Source organism: Pandoraea sp., assembly GCF_041919235.1.
In the GTDB taxonomy this organism is placed as follows: domain Bacteria; phylum Pseudomonadota; class Gammaproteobacteria; order Burkholderiales; family Burkholderiaceae; genus Pandoraea.
Genome location: NZ_JAYRUC010000002.1, coordinates 90,271 through 105,788, shown reverse-complemented (window position 1 = coordinate 105,788; position 15,518 = coordinate 90,271). Strand labels below are relative to the sequence as shown.

The following is a 15,518-nucleotide window of genomic DNA, read 5'->3' as shown; positions in this document are numbered from 1 at the left end:
CGACGCGTCAATGTATCGGGGCGCGGCGCAACGCGACGCCATGATGCGTTCGGGTCAGGCTTGTTTGGCCAGTGCTTTCTCGATGAGCTTGTCGAGTTCGGCGTATTCGGGCTCACCCACGTATTGCTTGAGCACCTTGCCGTTGCGATCCACGACGAAGGTTGTCGGCGTGAGTTGCACGTTGCCGTACTGCTTGGCCACGCTGCCGTCCGAATCCATCGCTACCTTGAACGGCAGTTGACGCGACTGCGCATAGTTCACCACATACATCGGCGGGTCGTAGCTCATGGCGACGGCCACGAATTCCAGCCCCTGGCCTTTGTACTTCTCGTACGTGCGCACCATCGTCGGCATTTCCTTCATGCACGTGGTGCAGCTCGTCGCCCAGAAGTTGACGAGATAGACCTTGCCCTTGAGTTGATCCGTGTCGAGTTTCTGGCCCGACAGCAAGGTGAACGTCGCCTCGGGCGCACGCTTCTGTCCGGCGAACGTGAAATACGCGGCGACTGCCACCGCAGCAATGATCGCAACGGCAAGGATCTTGCCCAAGGGAGACTTGCGGGAGGTCGTAGCGCTCATGACACAGCCGTTTGGGGAGAGTTGTTCAAGGATTTGACGTCGATTCTACTCTGAATCCCGGTGCGTCGCGGCGCTGCTCCCGGCGTGCAAACGGGCGCGTCCCCGCGCGATGGCATCGTCGAGATACGCGCCGTAGAAGTCAGGCAGGCCGGCACCGATCAACGGGTCGGCGACCGGGTGCCCGCGCGTATCGAGGAACAAAACCGTCGGCGATACTTTGACGCCGTGGGCGCGCGCCCAGGCGACGCCCGTCGTCGTCGAGCCATCGAATTCGCGCACGGGCGCGGCGCTATCCATGCCGATCTCGCGCACTTCGTATTTGCCACTACGCACGAGGGGTGCGAGTTCGCGCTGACGGATCGGGGCGCAATAGACGCAGTCGCGCAGCGACACCAATACGATCAACGGCGCGTCGAGCGAAGCGGCGCGGCGTGCATGGGCGGCGAAATCCGTCGCCAGCGGCACGGTAGCCTGCAGTTGCGCCGGGGTCTTGCCGTCGATGCGCGCCGCCGCGCTGTCGCCTTCAAGCGGGGATCCTTCACGCGGGGATATGACCCCGGTGGCCTGCCCCGAGGCGAGACGGGATGCCTCAGGCCGGGTGGGGTCGCCGGCCGCTGCGGCTGCCGCTGGGGCAATGGCGCAGAGCGTTGCGAGCACGGCCAGCACCGTCACCGCGCGGCCGGCGATTCGCGGGCGTGCAGGTGCGTGTCGTACGGGCGACGCTGAACGCTCAGCGACGCCGGCGAACGACGGGTGGGATGGATAATCCATGGCGCGTTTCATGTCGCCGATCATACCGGGATCCGCGACGAAGCGTTTAGTGTCAGCGATACCTGTCGGATAATGGTGCCTCCTGTGCTCAAACGTCATCTCCCGTCTATGAATCGCATGGTCCGTGTCTGCGTCATGTTCGCTGCGACGATGGTGCTCGCCGCCTGTTCCCCTCGCTACGATTGGCGCGAGGTGCACGACGTGGAGGGCGCCTATGCCGCGACGTATCCCGCCAAGCCGACGCAGGACGCGCGCGAGGTGAAGTTCGCCTCTGGTGCGTTGCCGATGCGCATGCAGGCCGCGCGGGTCGACGCCGCACTCTTCGCCGTTGGGGTGGTGACGCTGCCCAACGACGACGCCACGCTGCGTCAGACGGTCCTCACCGAGTTGCAGCATGGGTTGCTTGCCAACGTGAACGAGGCGGCCGCCGCACCGGTGCAAGTGATGGTGCGTCAGGCCGGCGACGCGCCCGCGATTCCCGGCCTGGCCGTATCCGCGCAAGGCATGGCCAGCGACAAGACCGAGCGCTACGTCGCGGCCCGTTTCGTTGGACGCGGCAATCGCGTCTATCAGGTGGTCGTCCTGGCGACGAAAGCCCCCGCGAAAGAGCAGGTCGATCAGTTTCTCGATTCCTTCACGCTGGAGTGATGCCGTCATGACGGCGGGGCTTCGCGATATTGCACGGCTTCCGCAACGTGATGGGCTTCGATCGCCGCGCAGTCTTCGAGGTCGGCGACGGTGCGCGCCACGCGCAATACGCGGTGATAGGTGCGAGCCGACCAATGGTGCTGCGTCAGCGCGCGGTGCAGGACATCCTGGGCACTCGTGCGCAGCACGCATTGCACCTCCAGCGCACGGCTCGACAATTCGCAATTCAACTGCCCCTGACGCGAGAGTTGGCGCGCCCGCGCCTGCCCGACACGCAATGCCACGACCTCGCTGGGCTCGCCGCTCGCCGGGGCGGCAAACGTTTCAGCGCTCAGCGCGGGGACTTCGACGTGCAGATCGATGCGCTCGAGCAGCGGACCCGAGAGACGATTGCGATATCGCGCCACGGCCTCGCTCGTGCAACGGCAACGACGCGACGGATGCCCCAGGTCACCGCACGGACACGGGTTCATTGCGGCCACGAGCTGGAAGGCCGCCGGGAACGTTGCCTGCCCGCCCGCGCGTGAGATCGTGACTTGGCCCAGTTCCAGTGGCTCGCGCAGCACTTCGAGCACGCGACGTTGAAATTCGGGCAGCTCGTCGAGAAACAGCACGCCCCGATGGGCGAGGCTGATTTCGCCGGGACGCGGCGTGCGGCCCCCGCCCACAAGCGCAGCCGCCGATGCCGTGTGATGGGGCGCCCGAAACGGCCGCCGTCCCCAGTGGCGCATGTCGAAGCCCTGCGCACCGAGGCTGGCGAGGGTGGCGGCCTCCACCGCCTGTGCCTTGCTCAGCGCGGGGAGCAGCCCTGCGAGCCGTGTCGCCAGCATCGATTTGCCCGTGCCCGGCGGTCCGTAGAGCAGGAGGTGATGTCCGCCCGCTGCCGCCACTTCCAGCGCGCGCTTGGCAGGTCCCTGTCCCTTGATGTCGCGCATGTCGGGGCGCTCGCCTGCGTGCACGGCGTTGCCGTCGGACGCGGCCATGTCCGCGAGCGCGCGCGGGACGACGGCGCGCGCAAGGGGTGTCGCCTCGTCGGACTCGGCCAGATGGGCGCAGACGTCAAGCAATGTGCGCGCGCCATAGACCGTGGCACCTTCGACCAGCGCGGCTTCCTGTGCGCTGTCCGTGGGCAGCACCAGCGCGCGCGCCGACGGCTCGGCCAGCATGGCGCTGGCCATCGCCAACGCGCCGCGAACCGGCCGCAATTCGCCCGTGAGCGACAACTCGCCCGCGAACTCGTGCGAGCGCAATCCGGCCTCGGGCAACTGACCGCTCGCCGCGAGGATGCCGAGCGCGATCGGTAGATCGAAGCAGCCAGACGCTTTCGGCAGATCGGCCGGCGCCAGATTGACGGTAATGCGCCGTGCAGGGAATTCGAACCGGCTGTTCTGCAGGGCCGAGCGCACACGCTCACGGCTTTCCTTGACCTCGGTGTCGGGCAGGCCGACCAGCGACAGGCCCGGCAGCCCGTTCGCCAGATGCACCTCCACGGTGACCGCGCGTGCCGCCATCCCCGTGATCGCACGGCTGCTGACGACTGCCAATGACATATCTCCCCCTTTCGAGCATCGCGACGCATCGCATCGATGTCGATGTTCGCCGCCCGACGCCGCATCGTGCAATGCCGGATCGGCGGAAATATGGGAAGGGGACGGGTTTTCGGAACGACGGCGGCGACGCGCCGGCATTGTCTGCGCGGATTTAGGAGTATTCCGATAGCGGGGCGAGAATCCGGAGGTATCGCCGGACGAATCGGCGGCATGCGCCATCGCGCGGGTTTCGCGGGCACGCATGGCACGCAGCCCACGGAAATCAGCGGGGGCGCCGCAGCGCCCCCGTGAAGTGTCAGTCTTGCGCCTCGCTGCGCAGGCCTTCCAGCTCAGCCACGCGCTTCTCCAGCGCTTCGAGCTTCTCGCGCGTGCGTGCCAGCACCTGAGCCTGCACGTCGAATTCCTCGCGGGTCACCAGATCGAGCCGGTTGAAGCCCTGATTGAGCAGGCTTTTGACATTGCGCTCGATATCCTTGGCGGGCGATTGCTTGAGCATCTCGCTCACCTTGGCTTGCATGTCGTGCAGGATCTCGTTCGGTTTCATCAGCCTTCCTCGCTTCGGTGCTTCGCACCAACATGGTGCTTGCACCGTCAGTGTGCTTCGGCGTGCCGGTCCGACCGGTGCAAGGTGGTGCATCGGGTACGCACGCCAACGTTGGCGCAACTCTAACACCCTTTGCGGTGCCCAGCCAACACCGGAACCCGTCGAACCTTTGCCCCGCAAGGATCGGGCCTCGTTCGACGGGCTGCGTGGTGCCGTGCGGCATCGTTGGCACGGCACGCTACCGCCCGCAATTTTGCCCATTTTTTATCTCGATATCCGTATCTTGCGCGTCGCCACGCGTTTAGATGCAGGCGCTGGCACGGGAGTTGCTCTACTCGTAGAGAAAACTGCCGCACGCTGCATCAAGACGTTAGATTTCAACTTAGGGGAAAGTGATGAAAAAAGTGTCAACTGCGATGGCTGGCGCTGTGTTCTTCGGGGCGATGGCGATGTCTACCGGCGCTTTTGCGCAGGCGAGCGCCGACAGCACTGCACCGGCCGGTGCAGCGACTGCTGCGGCAGAACCGCTGACGGTAACTGCCAACATTGGTTTGTTCTCGGATTACCGCTTCCGTGGCATTTCGCAAACGGCCAAGCGTCCGGCGGTGCAGGGCGGCTTCGACATCTCGCACGAATCCGGTCTGTATGCCGGCGTGTGGGCGTCGAACATCAGTTGGATTTCGGATGGGAATTCGGCGGTGAGCGCGCCCATCGAGATGGATTTCTACGGCGGTTGGAAGAAGGAAATCATGCCCGACTGGACCGTCGATGTCGGCGGTCTGCAGTACTACTACCCGGGCACGTATCCGTCGGGGGCGTTTTTCGCACGTCCGCATACGTTCGAGCTGTACGCTGCCCTCAGCTGGAAAACGGTAACGCTGAAGTACTCGCACTCGTTGACCCGACTGTTCGGTCTCGTGAGCCCGGACGGTCAGGACACGTCGAACAGTGGCTATCTCGACCTCACGGCGACCTATGACATCGGCTTCTGGGGCCTCTCGGCCGTTGGTCATGTGGGGCATCAGTGGGTGCACAACTTCAGCGCCGCTGGCTATACCGACTGGAAGCTCGGCCTGTCGAAAGACCTCGGCAAGAACTTCACGGTGTCGGTCGCCTACGTCGATACCAATGCCGACGAGAAGTACTACACCGCCGCGAATTCCGGCAAAGTACTTTCCAAGGCAACGGTCGTCGTAGGGTTGTCGAAGACATTCTAAGGAGCGACACATCATGAAGCTGATTACCGCAATTGTGAAACCCTTCAAGCTCGATGAGGTGCGCGAAGCGCTCTCGAACATCGGCGTGGCGGGGATTACGGTGACCGAAGTCAAGGGTTTTGGCCGCCAGAAGGGCCATACCGAGCTGTACCGGGGGGCGGAATATGTCGTCGATTTTCTGCCGAAGGTGAAGATCGAGGCGGTCATCGGCGATGCCCTGCTCGACCAGGCGATCGACGCCATCGAACAGGCCGCCCGTACCGGCAAGATCGGTGACGGCAAGATTTTCGTGTCAAACGTCGAGCACGTGGTCCGAATCCGTACGGGAGAGACCGGCGAAGACGCGCTGTAAAGGTCCTACATAAGAGACAACAATCATGAAAAAACTGCTTGCCAAACTCTTGCTCGCCGCCGCCTTTGCGGGCGTCGCGGGTACTCTGGGCCTCGGCTCGACCGCCGCGCTCGCGCAGGACGCTTCGGCACCTGCCGCCGCTTCGGAAACCGCTTCACCCGCAGCGTCTGCCGCCATGTCGGCAACGCCGGCTGCGGCGCCTGCACCGGCTGCTGTGGCTGCTGAGGCTGCTGCACCGGCACCGGCTGCGGCAGCAGCGACGCCCGTACCGCCGAACAAGGGCGACACGGCCTGGCTGCTGACCTGCACCGCACTTGTGATTCTCATGACGCTGCCTGGCCTGGGTCTGTTCTACGGCGGTCTCGTGCGCTCGAAGAACATGCTCTCGGTGCTGATGCAATGCTTCATCATCTTCTCGCTGGTGGTCGTGCTCTGGTCGATTTACGGCTACAGCATTGCGTTCACCCAGGGGGGCGCGTTCTTTGGTGGTTTTGATCGCCTCTTCCTGAAAGGCATGACGCCGGACTCGATTGCGGCGACCTTCAGCAAAGGCGTGAATGTGCCGGAATACGCGTACATGGCGTTCCAGGCTGCGTTTGCCGCCATTACCTGTGCGCTGATCGTCGGTGCCTTCGCCGAACGTGCCAAGTTCTCGGCCGTGCTGCTCTTCACCGTGATCTGGTTCACGTTCTCGTATCTGCCGATGGCCCACATGGTCTGGTTCTGGGCCGGTCCGGATGCCTACACCGACGCGGCTGCCGCTGACGCCGCCACGGCACATGCCGGTTGGCTGTTCCAGAAGGGTGCGCTCGACTATGCGGGCGGTACGGTGGTTCACATCAACGCGGCCATTGCCGGCCTGGTCGGCTCGTACATGGTGGGCAAGCGCGTTGGCTTCGGCAAAGAGGCGTTCAAGCCGCATTCGCTCACGATGACGATGATCGGTGCCTCGCTGCTCTGGTTCGGCTGGTTCGGCTTCAACGCTGGCTCGGGTCTGGAAGCCAACGGCGGTGCTGCGCTCGCCTTTGTGAACACGCTGCTGGCGACCGCCGCTGCCACGCTGTCGTGGACGGCCGGTGAGTGGATCGGTAAGGGCAAGCCGTCGATGCTCGGTGGCGCATCGGGTGCCGTCGCCGGCCTCGTGGCCGTTACGCCGGCCGCTGGTTTCGTCGGCCCGATGGGTTCGATCGTGCTCGGTCTGCTCGCCGGGGTGATCTGCCTGTGGGGTGTGAACGGCCTGAAGCGCCTGCTCAAGGCCGACGACGCGCTCGACGTGTTCGGCGTGCACGGGGTGGGTGGCATGCTCGGCGCGATTCTGACGGGCGTGTTCGCTGCGCCGTCGCTCGGCGGTACGGGGATCTACGACTACGTCGCCAACAAGGTCGCACCGGATTACTCGATTGCCGGTCAGGTCTGGATCCAGTTCCAGTGCGTGATTACCACGCTCGTCTGGTCGGGCGTGGTTGCCTTCGTCGCCTTCAAGATCGCCGACATCGTGTTGGGTCTGCGTGTGCCGGAAGACGAAGAACGCGAGGGTCTGGACATCACCTCGCACGGGGAATCGGCGTACCACAACTGATGACAGCAGGTTCGGCGGTTCGGCGGATCGTCGGATCGTCGGATCGTCGAATTAGCCGACCGTATGACTGCATTCGTTTCATCGCACCGTTTGGCCTCGGCCCCGGTCGGGTCTGACGCAAATAGCAGCGCGACGATTCGGTAACGATTCGTCGTCGGCGAGAGAAGAATTGCTGATGGCCGGACGGACAGCCGGCCCCCGGCATTGTGCGGGCACCCCAGGGGTGCCCGTTTTTTTTACTTGCGATGGCCGGCTTCGCCCCCATCTACCGACATCGCGGCATTGCACCGCGCCTCACCGATTTGGCCGGTCCGATTCCGTGCTCCCGATGTTGCCCGCGTGACGCCCGCGTGACGCCCGCCTGACGCCGCTGACGCCCCTGACGCCAGGCGCATGACGTATCGTCGACGCAGGCGGCACTGCACTGCGCGGTGCCCCTTCCCGGCGCATGGCGAATGGCGGGGGCGCGGGACGGATGCTCTACAATCGAAATTCCCTCTGGATATGAGCGAAGTATGGTTCCGCACCTCGTCACGGCCCTGAAAGGCCCCTTGCTCGACCTGGAAAAGAAGATTCTCGATGCGACGCCCGCTATCGAGCGCTGGTTTCGGCTCGAGTGGCAGGAGCATACGCCGCCGTTCTATTGTTCGGTCGACCTGCGAAATGCCGGCTTCAAGCTTGCCCCTGTCGACACCAACCTCTTCCCCGGCGGCTTCAACAATCTGGCGCCCGAAGTGCTGCCGCTCGCCGTGCAGGCGGCCATGGCCGCCATCGAAAAGATCTGCCCCGACGCCAAGAACCTGTTGCTCATTCCCGAACGGCACACGCGGAACTCGTTTTACTTGCAGAACATCGCCCGCCTGTCGACGATCATGCGCCACGCCGGGCTGAATGTGCGCCTGGGCAGCCTGTCGGACGACATCACCGAGCCGACCACCATCGAGCTGCCCGACGGTCAGCACGTGGTGATCGAGCCGCTCGAGCGTTCGCCGCGCCGGCTGGGACTCAAGAACTTCGATCCGTGCTCGATTCTGCTCAATAACGATTTGTCCGCCGGAATTCCCCCGGTTCTCGAAGGGCTGCACGAACAGTATCTTTTGCCGCCGCTGCACGCGGGATGGGCGGTTCGCCGCAAGAGTCAGCACTTCGCGGCGTATGACGACATCGTCAAGAAGTTCGCCAAGATGATCGACGTCGACCCGTGGATGCTCAATCCGTACTTCGCGAAGTGCGAGGGCATCGATTTCGATGAGCGCGTCGGCGAAGAGAAGCTTGCCGACACCGTCGACGCGGTGCTCAAGAAGATCAACAAGAAGTATCGCGAGTACGGCATCGGCGAGAAGCCCTTCGTCGTGATCAAGGCCGATGCCGGTACCTACGGGATGGGCGTGATGATGGTGCACGACGCTGCCGAGATCAAAAACCTGAACCGGCGCGAGCGCACCAAGATGAGCGTGGTCAAGGAAGGTCTCGAAGTGCACGACGTGATCGTGCAGGAAGGGGTCTATACCTTCGAGCGCATCAACGAAGCCGTGGCCGAACCGGTCGTCTACATGATCGATCGCTACGTGGTCGGCGGCTTCTACCGGGTGCATACCGGCCGCGGCACCGACGAGAACCTCAACGCTCCCGGCATGCACTTCGTGCCGCTCGCGTTCGAGCACACGGCGCTGCCCGACGTCCACGCAAAGCCGGGCGCGGCACCGCCCAACCGGTTCTATATGTACGGCGTGGTCGCGCGTCTGGCGCTGCTTGCGGCGTCGGTCGAACTCGAGCGCACCGACCCGGATCAGGAAACGTACTGATGCCACGGGGTCGAAGGTGGCGGGGCGGCGCTAGCCGTTCACGCACTTTCGGCCTCGTGACAACTTTGAGAAGTTTCCGAATTTGATGTGAGGTCGCGCAACATGCGCGGACGCCTCGGTCGTGTCACGTTCCCAGTAGCGAAAAGAAAAAGACGCCCGGCTGGCCCCCCGACTAGCCGGGCGTCACATTTACCGGTCGCCTCATGCAACGACCGGAAATCGGGGCTTCCCTGGGCGGGCCCCCCCGCAAACTGGTTGACTGCGTTCTCCCCTCGACTTTCGGATCGGGGTACTGTGCCCATCCGTCGTTCGGTTCGCGTCAGCAATGAAGCGATGATGCGGCCGTTTGACGCACGCAACATCCCCCGAATGGGGGAGGTTCGTCAGTGCTCATGCGGAATAGGAAATTTCCTCGGAATTGTTTTGACAGGGAGACCCATCGGAATGCAGGGGGATTTGCGTACGTGCCTTCGTCAAATCCATCAATTGCCGGTGCCGACGCTCGGTTATCTGCCGCTATGGCTGGAGACCCTGCGGATACGGCTGGCGGCAGACGGCGTGGTGGCGCTCTGGCGTCACGCGTCCGACGATCCGGTCGCCGCATCGGAGGCCACCCGCTGGTACGCACCCCAGGCACCGCTGTCGGCCTGCGAGCGGCTCGCCGCCAGCGACTGGGCCATGCCGCCGGTCGCGGAGCTGCAGCGCTCGCTTGCGCACGGTGCGCTGCTATGCGGCCATGCGCGGCGCTCGCGCGATGGTGCGGGGGCTTCGCCGCCAACATTGCGTCGTCCCGCGGAACTGGATCGATGCCTTCCCGACGGCGATTTGCTCGACGTCTGCCTGCTGCCCGCGCCCAGGCAGACCGGCGAGGTGGCTGCGTGGGACGCGCGCGCCGTCGCGCCCATCGGTGCTTTGCGATTGCTGGTGTCGCGCAGCAAATTGCGTCCACGCTTCAATGCGCGTGAAGTCCTGGCGTTCGAGATGGCTGCCGCAGAATTTGCCACTGCGCCGGAACGGCCGAGTTTTCCGCCGTTCACGGCGATGTCCCCGCCTGCGTCGAACCTTCGGGCGCAGACGGCAGGCGCCATCGGTGACGATGTGGCGGGCACGCTCGTCTGGCATCGGCGGCAGCCGGAGTGGGCCGACCCGGCGGCGCTGGCCCTCATGCGCCGGGTCTGGCAGCTCATGCCGGGGGGGACGTGGCCCGAGGCGTGTGTCGTCGTGCAGGCGTGCCAGTCGCTTGCCGACGAACTGACGCTCCATTCGTCGGACCCCACCGCGCCGGGCGCGCAAGTCTGCAAGGCGGTGGCGGTACCCGGCGGCACGCTGCATCTGCACGCAACGCATTTGTGCGGGATGGGCGGCCGAGCGACCGAACGGGTGCGCATTGCCTTGCACCTCACCGTCCCGCCGGCCGTCCGCCTCCTGCTGCGGCTTTGGGACACGGCGCTCACGCCGGTGCAGCGCGAGATTGCGATGCGTCTGCTGGCTGGCCAGTCGCGTTCCCAGACGCGTGAGGCCTGTGCGATCGGCGTGCAGACGCTCAAGACCCATTTGTCGCTCATGCGCGCACGCCTGGACCCGGTGCGCGACGCGTCGCTCCTGCTCGGACTGGGCGGGCCGGCGGCGGGGGCAACCGTTGACCGGGCATCGCATTCGCGTGGACGAGGCGTGTCGGAGAGCGGGGCGGCGCGCAGCGGCGCGCAGCGGCAAGCGGGCGGCAAACGGGCGGCTCGGCTAGAATAGACGCCTGTCGCCGCAGGCTGCGGTGTGTGCATTCGAACCCTCAAGACTTCCGCCGATCGATGCAGATTCTCTTTATTGCCGACCCGCTCGGCCAGTTCAAAATCTACAAGGACACTACATTCTCGATGATGCGCGAAGCCGCGCGTCGCGGGCATCGCATTTTTGCATGCGAGCCGCACGAGATGGCATGGCAAGGCGCGGCGGTCGATGCTCGCGTGACGGAAATCCGCCTGACCGGCGATGCGAACGTTTGGTACGAAGTCGTCGAAACGCGTGTGGCGGCGCTCACCGAGTTCGATGCGGTGCTCATGCGCAAGGACCCACCGTTCGACATGGAGTACATCAACGCCACGTGGTTGCTGGAGATCGCCGAGCGTGCCGGGGCCCGGGTGTTCAACAAGCCGAGTGCGATTCGAGACCACTCGGAGAAGCTCGCAATCGCCGAGTTCCCTCAGTTTGTGACGCCGACGCTGGTCACGCGCGACGCTGCACGACTGCGCGCGTTTCACGATGAACATGGCGACGTGATCTACAAGCCGCTCGACGGCATGGGCGGCACGGGCGTTTTCCGCATCGGGCCGGACGGTCGCAACCTCGGGTCGGTGATCGAAATGCTCGGCGAAGACGGGGCCAGCTCGGTGATGGCGCAGCGCTTCATTCCGGAAATCGTGTCGGGCGACAAGCGAGTGCTTGTGATTGGCGGCAAGGTCGTGCCCCATTCGCTCGCACGCATTCCGCAGGGCAACGAGGTGCGTGGCAACCTCGCGGCGGGCGGCCTGGGCGAGGCGCGGGACCTGTCGGCGCGTGATCGCCAGATTGCCGAGACGCTGGCACCGATTCTCTGGGCGCGCGGCCTGCTGCTCGTGGGCCTCGACATCATCGGCGATTGCCTCACGGAAGTGAACGTCACGAGTCCGACGTGCTTCCAGGAAATCACGGCTCAGACCGGATTCGACGTGCCGAAGATGTTCATCGACGCGCTGGAACTGGCGGTGCAGGGCGAGACGGGAGCGGCTTGAGGCGAAACGCCTCGGACGGTCTCTAAGGTGATGAAAATTCGGGATTTTTGCCCGCCTGCTAAAATGAGAATCCCAAAATCGACAGGTTCGCGTTCGTCGTTGTGTTTGTATTTCGAACACGCGCGGCGCTCGGCGTGCCTAGCACCATGGCTGGAATTCTGATTATTGCCCACGCACCGCTCGCTTCGGCACTTCGCGAGTGTGTTTCGCACATTTACGGCGGTTGCCCGGCGCGCATCGGCGCGATCGACGTCGCGCCGGACCAGGACACGGCGGCGCTCGTCCACACGGCCCGCGAACGCCTTGAGCCGCTGCGTGAAGAGAATGGCATGCTGGTCCTCACCGATCTGTTCGGTGCCACGCCGTCGAATATCGCGGCCCAGCTTGTCGGGCCGAAAGTGCGCGTGGTCGCCGGGGTGAATCTTTCGATGCTCATCAAGGCCGTGTGCTACCGCTCCGTGCCGCTCGACACGCTCGTGGAGAAGGTGCTTTCCGGCGGATCTAAAGGTATTCTGGAAGTCGGCGCGGGTGCGCCGACCACACCAACTACGTCACACTGAAACATGCTTCGACAAGAAACGACGATCGTAAATAAATTGGGCTTGCACGCCCGGGCCTCTGCAAAGCTGACGCAACTGGCCGCAAAATTTCAGAGTGAGGTCTGGCTGACGCGGAACGCTCGACGCATCAACGCGAAGAGCATCATGGGTGTCATGATGCTGGCCGCCGGCATTGGTGCGACAGTCGAAGTGGAGACCGAAGGCGCGGACGAGCAACAAGCCATGGATGAGATCCTGGCGCTCATCGCGAACAAGTTCGGCGAAGGGGAGTAGCGGGAGTAGCGCGAATAGCGGGAGTAGCGGGAATAACGCGTCGCTGCGTGAGTGGCAGCGGCTCGCAGGCGCGTCGCGGGCGTCGAGCGCGCATTCGCCCAACCGCCGTTCACTCGCTCGAACGCTACGCTACGTTGAACGCGACCTCGATCGCGACCCCGAACGCAGCGAAGCAACATAGATTACGGTCGAATCATTCGCCTCTGAACTGGGGAGACTCGCTTGTCTTTCACCCTGCACGGCATTCCCGTTTCCCGCGGCATCGCGATCGGACGCGCCTATCTGCTCGCGCCCGCCACGCTCGATGTTCCGCATTACCTGCTCGACCCGTCTCAGGTCGATGACGAAATCGCGCGCTTTCACGGCGCTCAGGCGACCGTCCAACACGAACTCGATACCCTCAAGGCCGAGCTGCCCGACGATGCGCCGGGCGAGATGGGCGCGTTTCTGGACGTTCATTCGCTGATTCTCAACGACACGTTGCTGGCCGACGCAGTCATCAAGCTGATTCGCAAGCGCCGCTACAACGCGGAATGGGCTCTGACCACGCAGCTAGAGGTGCTTGTCGCCCGCTTCGACGACATCGACGACGAGTATCTGCGTGAGCGTCGCGCGGACATCGAGCAGGTGACCGAGCGCGTGCTCAAGGCGCTTGCCGGCACGCCCGGCATCCGTCATGTGGTGGCCGAGACACCGCGCGACGACATGATCGTCGTGGCGCGCGACATTGCGCCGGCCGACATGCTGCAATTCAAGACGCAGACGTTCAAGGGCTTTGTCACCGACCTGGGCGGCAAGACGTCGCATACGGCGATCGTGGCCCGCAGTCTGGGCATTCCTGCGGCGGTCGGCGTTGCGCAGGCGAGCCTGCTCATCAAGCAGGACGACGTCATCATCATCGACGGCGATAGCGGCATCGTGATTGTCGATCCCGCGCCGATCGTGCTCGAAGAGTACAGTTACCGCCAAAGCGAGCGCGCGTTGGAAGAACGCCGCTTGCAACGTCTCAAGCACTCCCCTGCGGTGACTATCGACGGTACCCCGATCGCCTTGCTGGCCAACATCGAGTTGCCGGAGGATGCCGTAACGGCGGTGGCCGCTGGCGCGGTGGGCGTTGGGCTGTTCCGCACGGAATTTCTCTTCATGAACGAGAAGGAGGCGCCGGAGGAGGAAGCGCAGTTCGAGGCCTACAAACGTGCCGTCGAGGCGATGCACGGTCTGCCGCTCACGATCCGGACCATCGACGTTGGCGCCGACAAGCCGCTCGACAGCCACGAGACGTACGAGACTGCGCCGAACCCGGCACTGGGGCTTCGGGCTATCCGCTGGAGCCTGTCGGAGCCGCGCATGTTTCTCACGCAGTTGCGGGCGATTCTGCGCGCGTCGGCGTTCGGCAAGGTCCAGATTCTGTTCCCGATGCTCGCACACGCGCAGGAAATCGATCAGACGCTCGAACTGGTGCGCGAAGCGAAGTCGCAGCTCGATGCGGCGGGCCTGCTGTACGACCCGGGGGTGAAGCTCGGGGCGATGATTGAAGTGCCGGCCGCTGCGCTCACGGTGTCGATGTTCCTGAAGCGGCTCGACTTCCTGTCGATCGGCACGAACGATCTGATTCAGTACACCCTCGCGATCGATCGCGCGGACAACGCCGTCGCCCATCTTTACGACCCGCTGCATCCGGCCGTGCTGCGACTGATCGCCATGACGATCCGCGAGGCGCATGCGTTCGGCGTGCCCGTGGCGGTTTGCGGGGAGATGGCCGGCGACCCGACGGCGACGCGTCTGCTGCTCGGCATGGGCCTGCGAGAGTTTTCGATGCATCCGAGCCAACTACTGCAGGTCAAGCAGGAGATCCTTCGCGCGCATCTACCGGACCTGGAGCGACCGGTTCAGGAATTGCTCGCGGCAACGGAACCCGAAGAGATGCAGGCGGCGCTGGCGCGTCTGTCCGCAGCCTGACGGACAGGCGCGCCTCTCACGCGTGCGGCAACGAGAAAAAGCGGGCCTCCGGTGACGGAGCGCCCGCTTTTTTTCATCGAGGCACAGGCTGATTCGGACGCCGCCGCTCTGTGGCTGGCGTTTTCCCATGTATTCAGTGTCGCTGCCCGCAGACTTTACACTCCGGATTGCGGGCGCAGTGCATGGTGTGCCAGCTCATCTTGCGTCCGTCGAGCATCTGTAGGCGGCCGACAAGCGGTGTTCCCACCCCCGTGATGAGCTTGATGGCTTCGGCCGCCTGCATGCTGCCGATAATGCCCACGAGCGGGGCGAGCACCCCCATCGTGGCGCAGGCCTGCTCGGGGAAGGGTTCGTCGGCCGGGAAGATGCACTCATAGCAGGGCGATGCATCATCGCGCACGTCGAATACGCTGATCTGCCCGTCGAAGCGCAGCGCTGCGCCGGACACGAGCGGCACGCCTGCCGTCACGCAAGCCCGATTGACGGCGTGACGCGTGGCGAAATTGTCCGAGCCGTCGAGTACCACGGTGGCATGGCGTGCGAGTGCCGCGAGCTGCGCTTCGTCCACACGTTCGTTGACGACGTCGACGACCACCCCCGGATTGATCTGCGCGATGCGATCACGTCCGGAGATCACCTTGGGGCGGCCAACACTCTGGGTGTCGTGCAGGATCTGGCGCTGCAGGTTGGTGAGGTCGACGTCGTCGTCGTCGATCAGCGTGATGCGCCCGACGCCTGAGGCCGCCAGATAAAGCGCGGCGGGTGAGCCGAGACCGCCCGCGCCCACGATCACGGCATGGGCCGCGAGCAGGCGCTCCTGACCTTCGATACCGAGTTCGTCGAGCAGGATATGGCGGGAGTAACGCAGCAACTGGTCGTCGTTCATCGCAAAGCGGAAAAGAATAAAAAAACCGTG

Annotated in this window: 15 protein-coding genes; 10 read left to right on the top strand and 5 right to left on the bottom strand. The window is 64.4% G+C overall.

Annotation, left to right across the window (positions count from 1 at the left end):
• Positions 1–54: 54 nt before the first annotated feature.
• Entirely contained in the window at positions 55–579 is a 525-nt protein-coding gene (locus ACE3UG_RS02050; protein WP_374618927.1) for a TlpA disulfide reductase family protein, read from the bottom strand.
• A gap of 45 nt (positions 580–624) precedes the next feature.
• Positions 625–1,449, bottom strand: a complete 825-nt coding sequence (locus tag ACE3UG_RS02045; protein ID WP_374618924.1) for a thioredoxin fold domain-containing protein — start codon at positions 1,447–1,449, stop codon at positions 625–627.
• A gap of 36 nt (positions 1,450–1,485) precedes the next feature.
• Here ACE3UG_RS02045 and ACE3UG_RS02040 point away from each other — a divergent pair, with 36 nt between their 5' ends.
• On the top strand, positions 1,486–1,998 hold the full coding sequence (locus tag ACE3UG_RS02040) for a hypothetical protein (RefSeq protein ID WP_374618922.1): 513 nt from the start codon (positions 1,486–1,488) through the stop codon (positions 1,996–1,998).
• Between the two features lie 5 nt (positions 1,999–2,003).
• Here the strand turns inward: ACE3UG_RS02040 and ACE3UG_RS02035 are convergent, their stop codons facing one another.
• Together ACE3UG_RS02035 and ACE3UG_RS02030 are read right to left on the bottom strand one after the other, a co-directional pair.
• The gene (locus ACE3UG_RS02035; RefSeq protein ID WP_374618919.1) at positions 2,004–3,548 is read right to left on the bottom strand and encodes a YifB family Mg chelatase-like AAA ATPase; all 1,545 of its coding nucleotides are present in this window, start codon (positions 3,546–3,548) and stop codon (positions 2,004–2,006) included.
• A gap of 295 nt (positions 3,549–3,843) precedes the next feature.
• The gene (locus ACE3UG_RS02030; protein WP_374618916.1) at positions 3,844–4,092 is read right to left on the bottom strand and encodes an accessory factor UbiK family protein; all 249 of its coding nucleotides are present in this window, start codon (positions 4,090–4,092) and stop codon (positions 3,844–3,846) included.
• A gap of 395 nt (positions 4,093–4,487) precedes the next feature.
• Here ACE3UG_RS02030 and ACE3UG_RS02025 point away from each other — a divergent pair, with 395 nt between their 5' ends.
• The 9 genes from ACE3UG_RS02025 to ptsP all read left to right on the top strand — a co-directional run bounded on the left by ACE3UG_RS02025 (position 4,488) and on the right by ptsP (position 14,602).
• Positions 4,488–5,309: a TorF family putative porin gene (locus ACE3UG_RS02025; RefSeq protein ID WP_374618913.1), complete on the top strand. Its 822-nt coding sequence runs from the start codon at positions 4,488–4,490 to the stop codon at positions 5,307–5,309.
• Between the two features lie 13 nt (positions 5,310–5,322).
• The gene (locus tag ACE3UG_RS02020; protein ID WP_010804740.1) at positions 5,323–5,661 is read left to right on the top strand and encodes a P-II family nitrogen regulator; all 339 of its coding nucleotides are present in this window, start codon (positions 5,323–5,325) and stop codon (positions 5,659–5,661) included.
• A gap of 25 nt (positions 5,662–5,686) precedes the next feature.
• Positions 5,687–7,240 carry an ammonium transporter gene (amt, locus tag ACE3UG_RS02015; RefSeq protein ID WP_374618908.1) on the top strand — a complete coding sequence of 518 codons (1,554 nt, stop codon included), beginning with the start codon at positions 5,687–5,689 and terminating at the stop codon, positions 7,238–7,240.
• 515 nt (positions 7,241–7,755) lie between these two features.
• Positions 7,756–9,045, top strand: coding sequence for a glutamate--cysteine ligase (gshA, locus tag ACE3UG_RS02010; protein WP_374618906.1), 1,290 nt, complete (start codon positions 7,756–7,758; stop codon positions 9,043–9,045).
• Positions 9,046–9,489: 444 nt separating this feature from the next.
• Positions 9,490–10,791, top strand: a complete 1,302-nt coding sequence (locus tag ACE3UG_RS02005; protein ID WP_374618904.1) for a hypothetical protein — start codon at positions 9,490–9,492, stop codon at positions 10,789–10,791.
• A 59-nt stretch (positions 10,792–10,850) separates the two neighbouring features.
• Positions 10,851–11,810, top strand: coding sequence for a glutathione synthase (gene gshB, locus ACE3UG_RS02000; protein ID WP_374618902.1), 960 nt, complete (start codon positions 10,851–10,853; stop codon positions 11,808–11,810).
• Positions 11,811–11,956: 146 nt separating this feature from the next.
• Positions 11,957–12,370, top strand: a complete 414-nt coding sequence (locus tag ACE3UG_RS01995; RefSeq protein ID WP_374618899.1) for a PTS sugar transporter subunit IIA — start codon at positions 11,957–11,959, stop codon at positions 12,368–12,370.
• 3 nt (positions 12,371–12,373) lie between these two features.
• Positions 12,374–12,643 carry an HPr family phosphocarrier protein gene (locus ACE3UG_RS01990; protein ID WP_374618896.1) on the top strand — a complete coding sequence of 90 codons (270 nt, stop codon included), beginning with the start codon at positions 12,374–12,376 and terminating at the stop codon, positions 12,641–12,643.
• 222 nt (positions 12,644–12,865) lie between these two features.
• A complete protein-coding gene (gene ptsP / locus ACE3UG_RS01985; protein ID WP_374618894.1) occupies positions 12,866–14,602 on the top strand; it encodes a phosphoenolpyruvate--protein phosphotransferase in 1,737 nt (578 codons plus the stop codon).
• Positions 14,603–14,735: 133 nt separating this feature from the next.
• On the opposite strand, the gene ACE3UG_RS01980 is transcribed toward ptsP, so the two are convergent.
• Positions 14,736–15,488, bottom strand: coding sequence for a ThiF family adenylyltransferase (locus ACE3UG_RS01980; protein ID WP_374618892.1), 753 nt, complete (start codon positions 15,486–15,488; stop codon positions 14,736–14,738).
• Positions 15,489–15,518 lie beyond the last annotated feature (30 nt).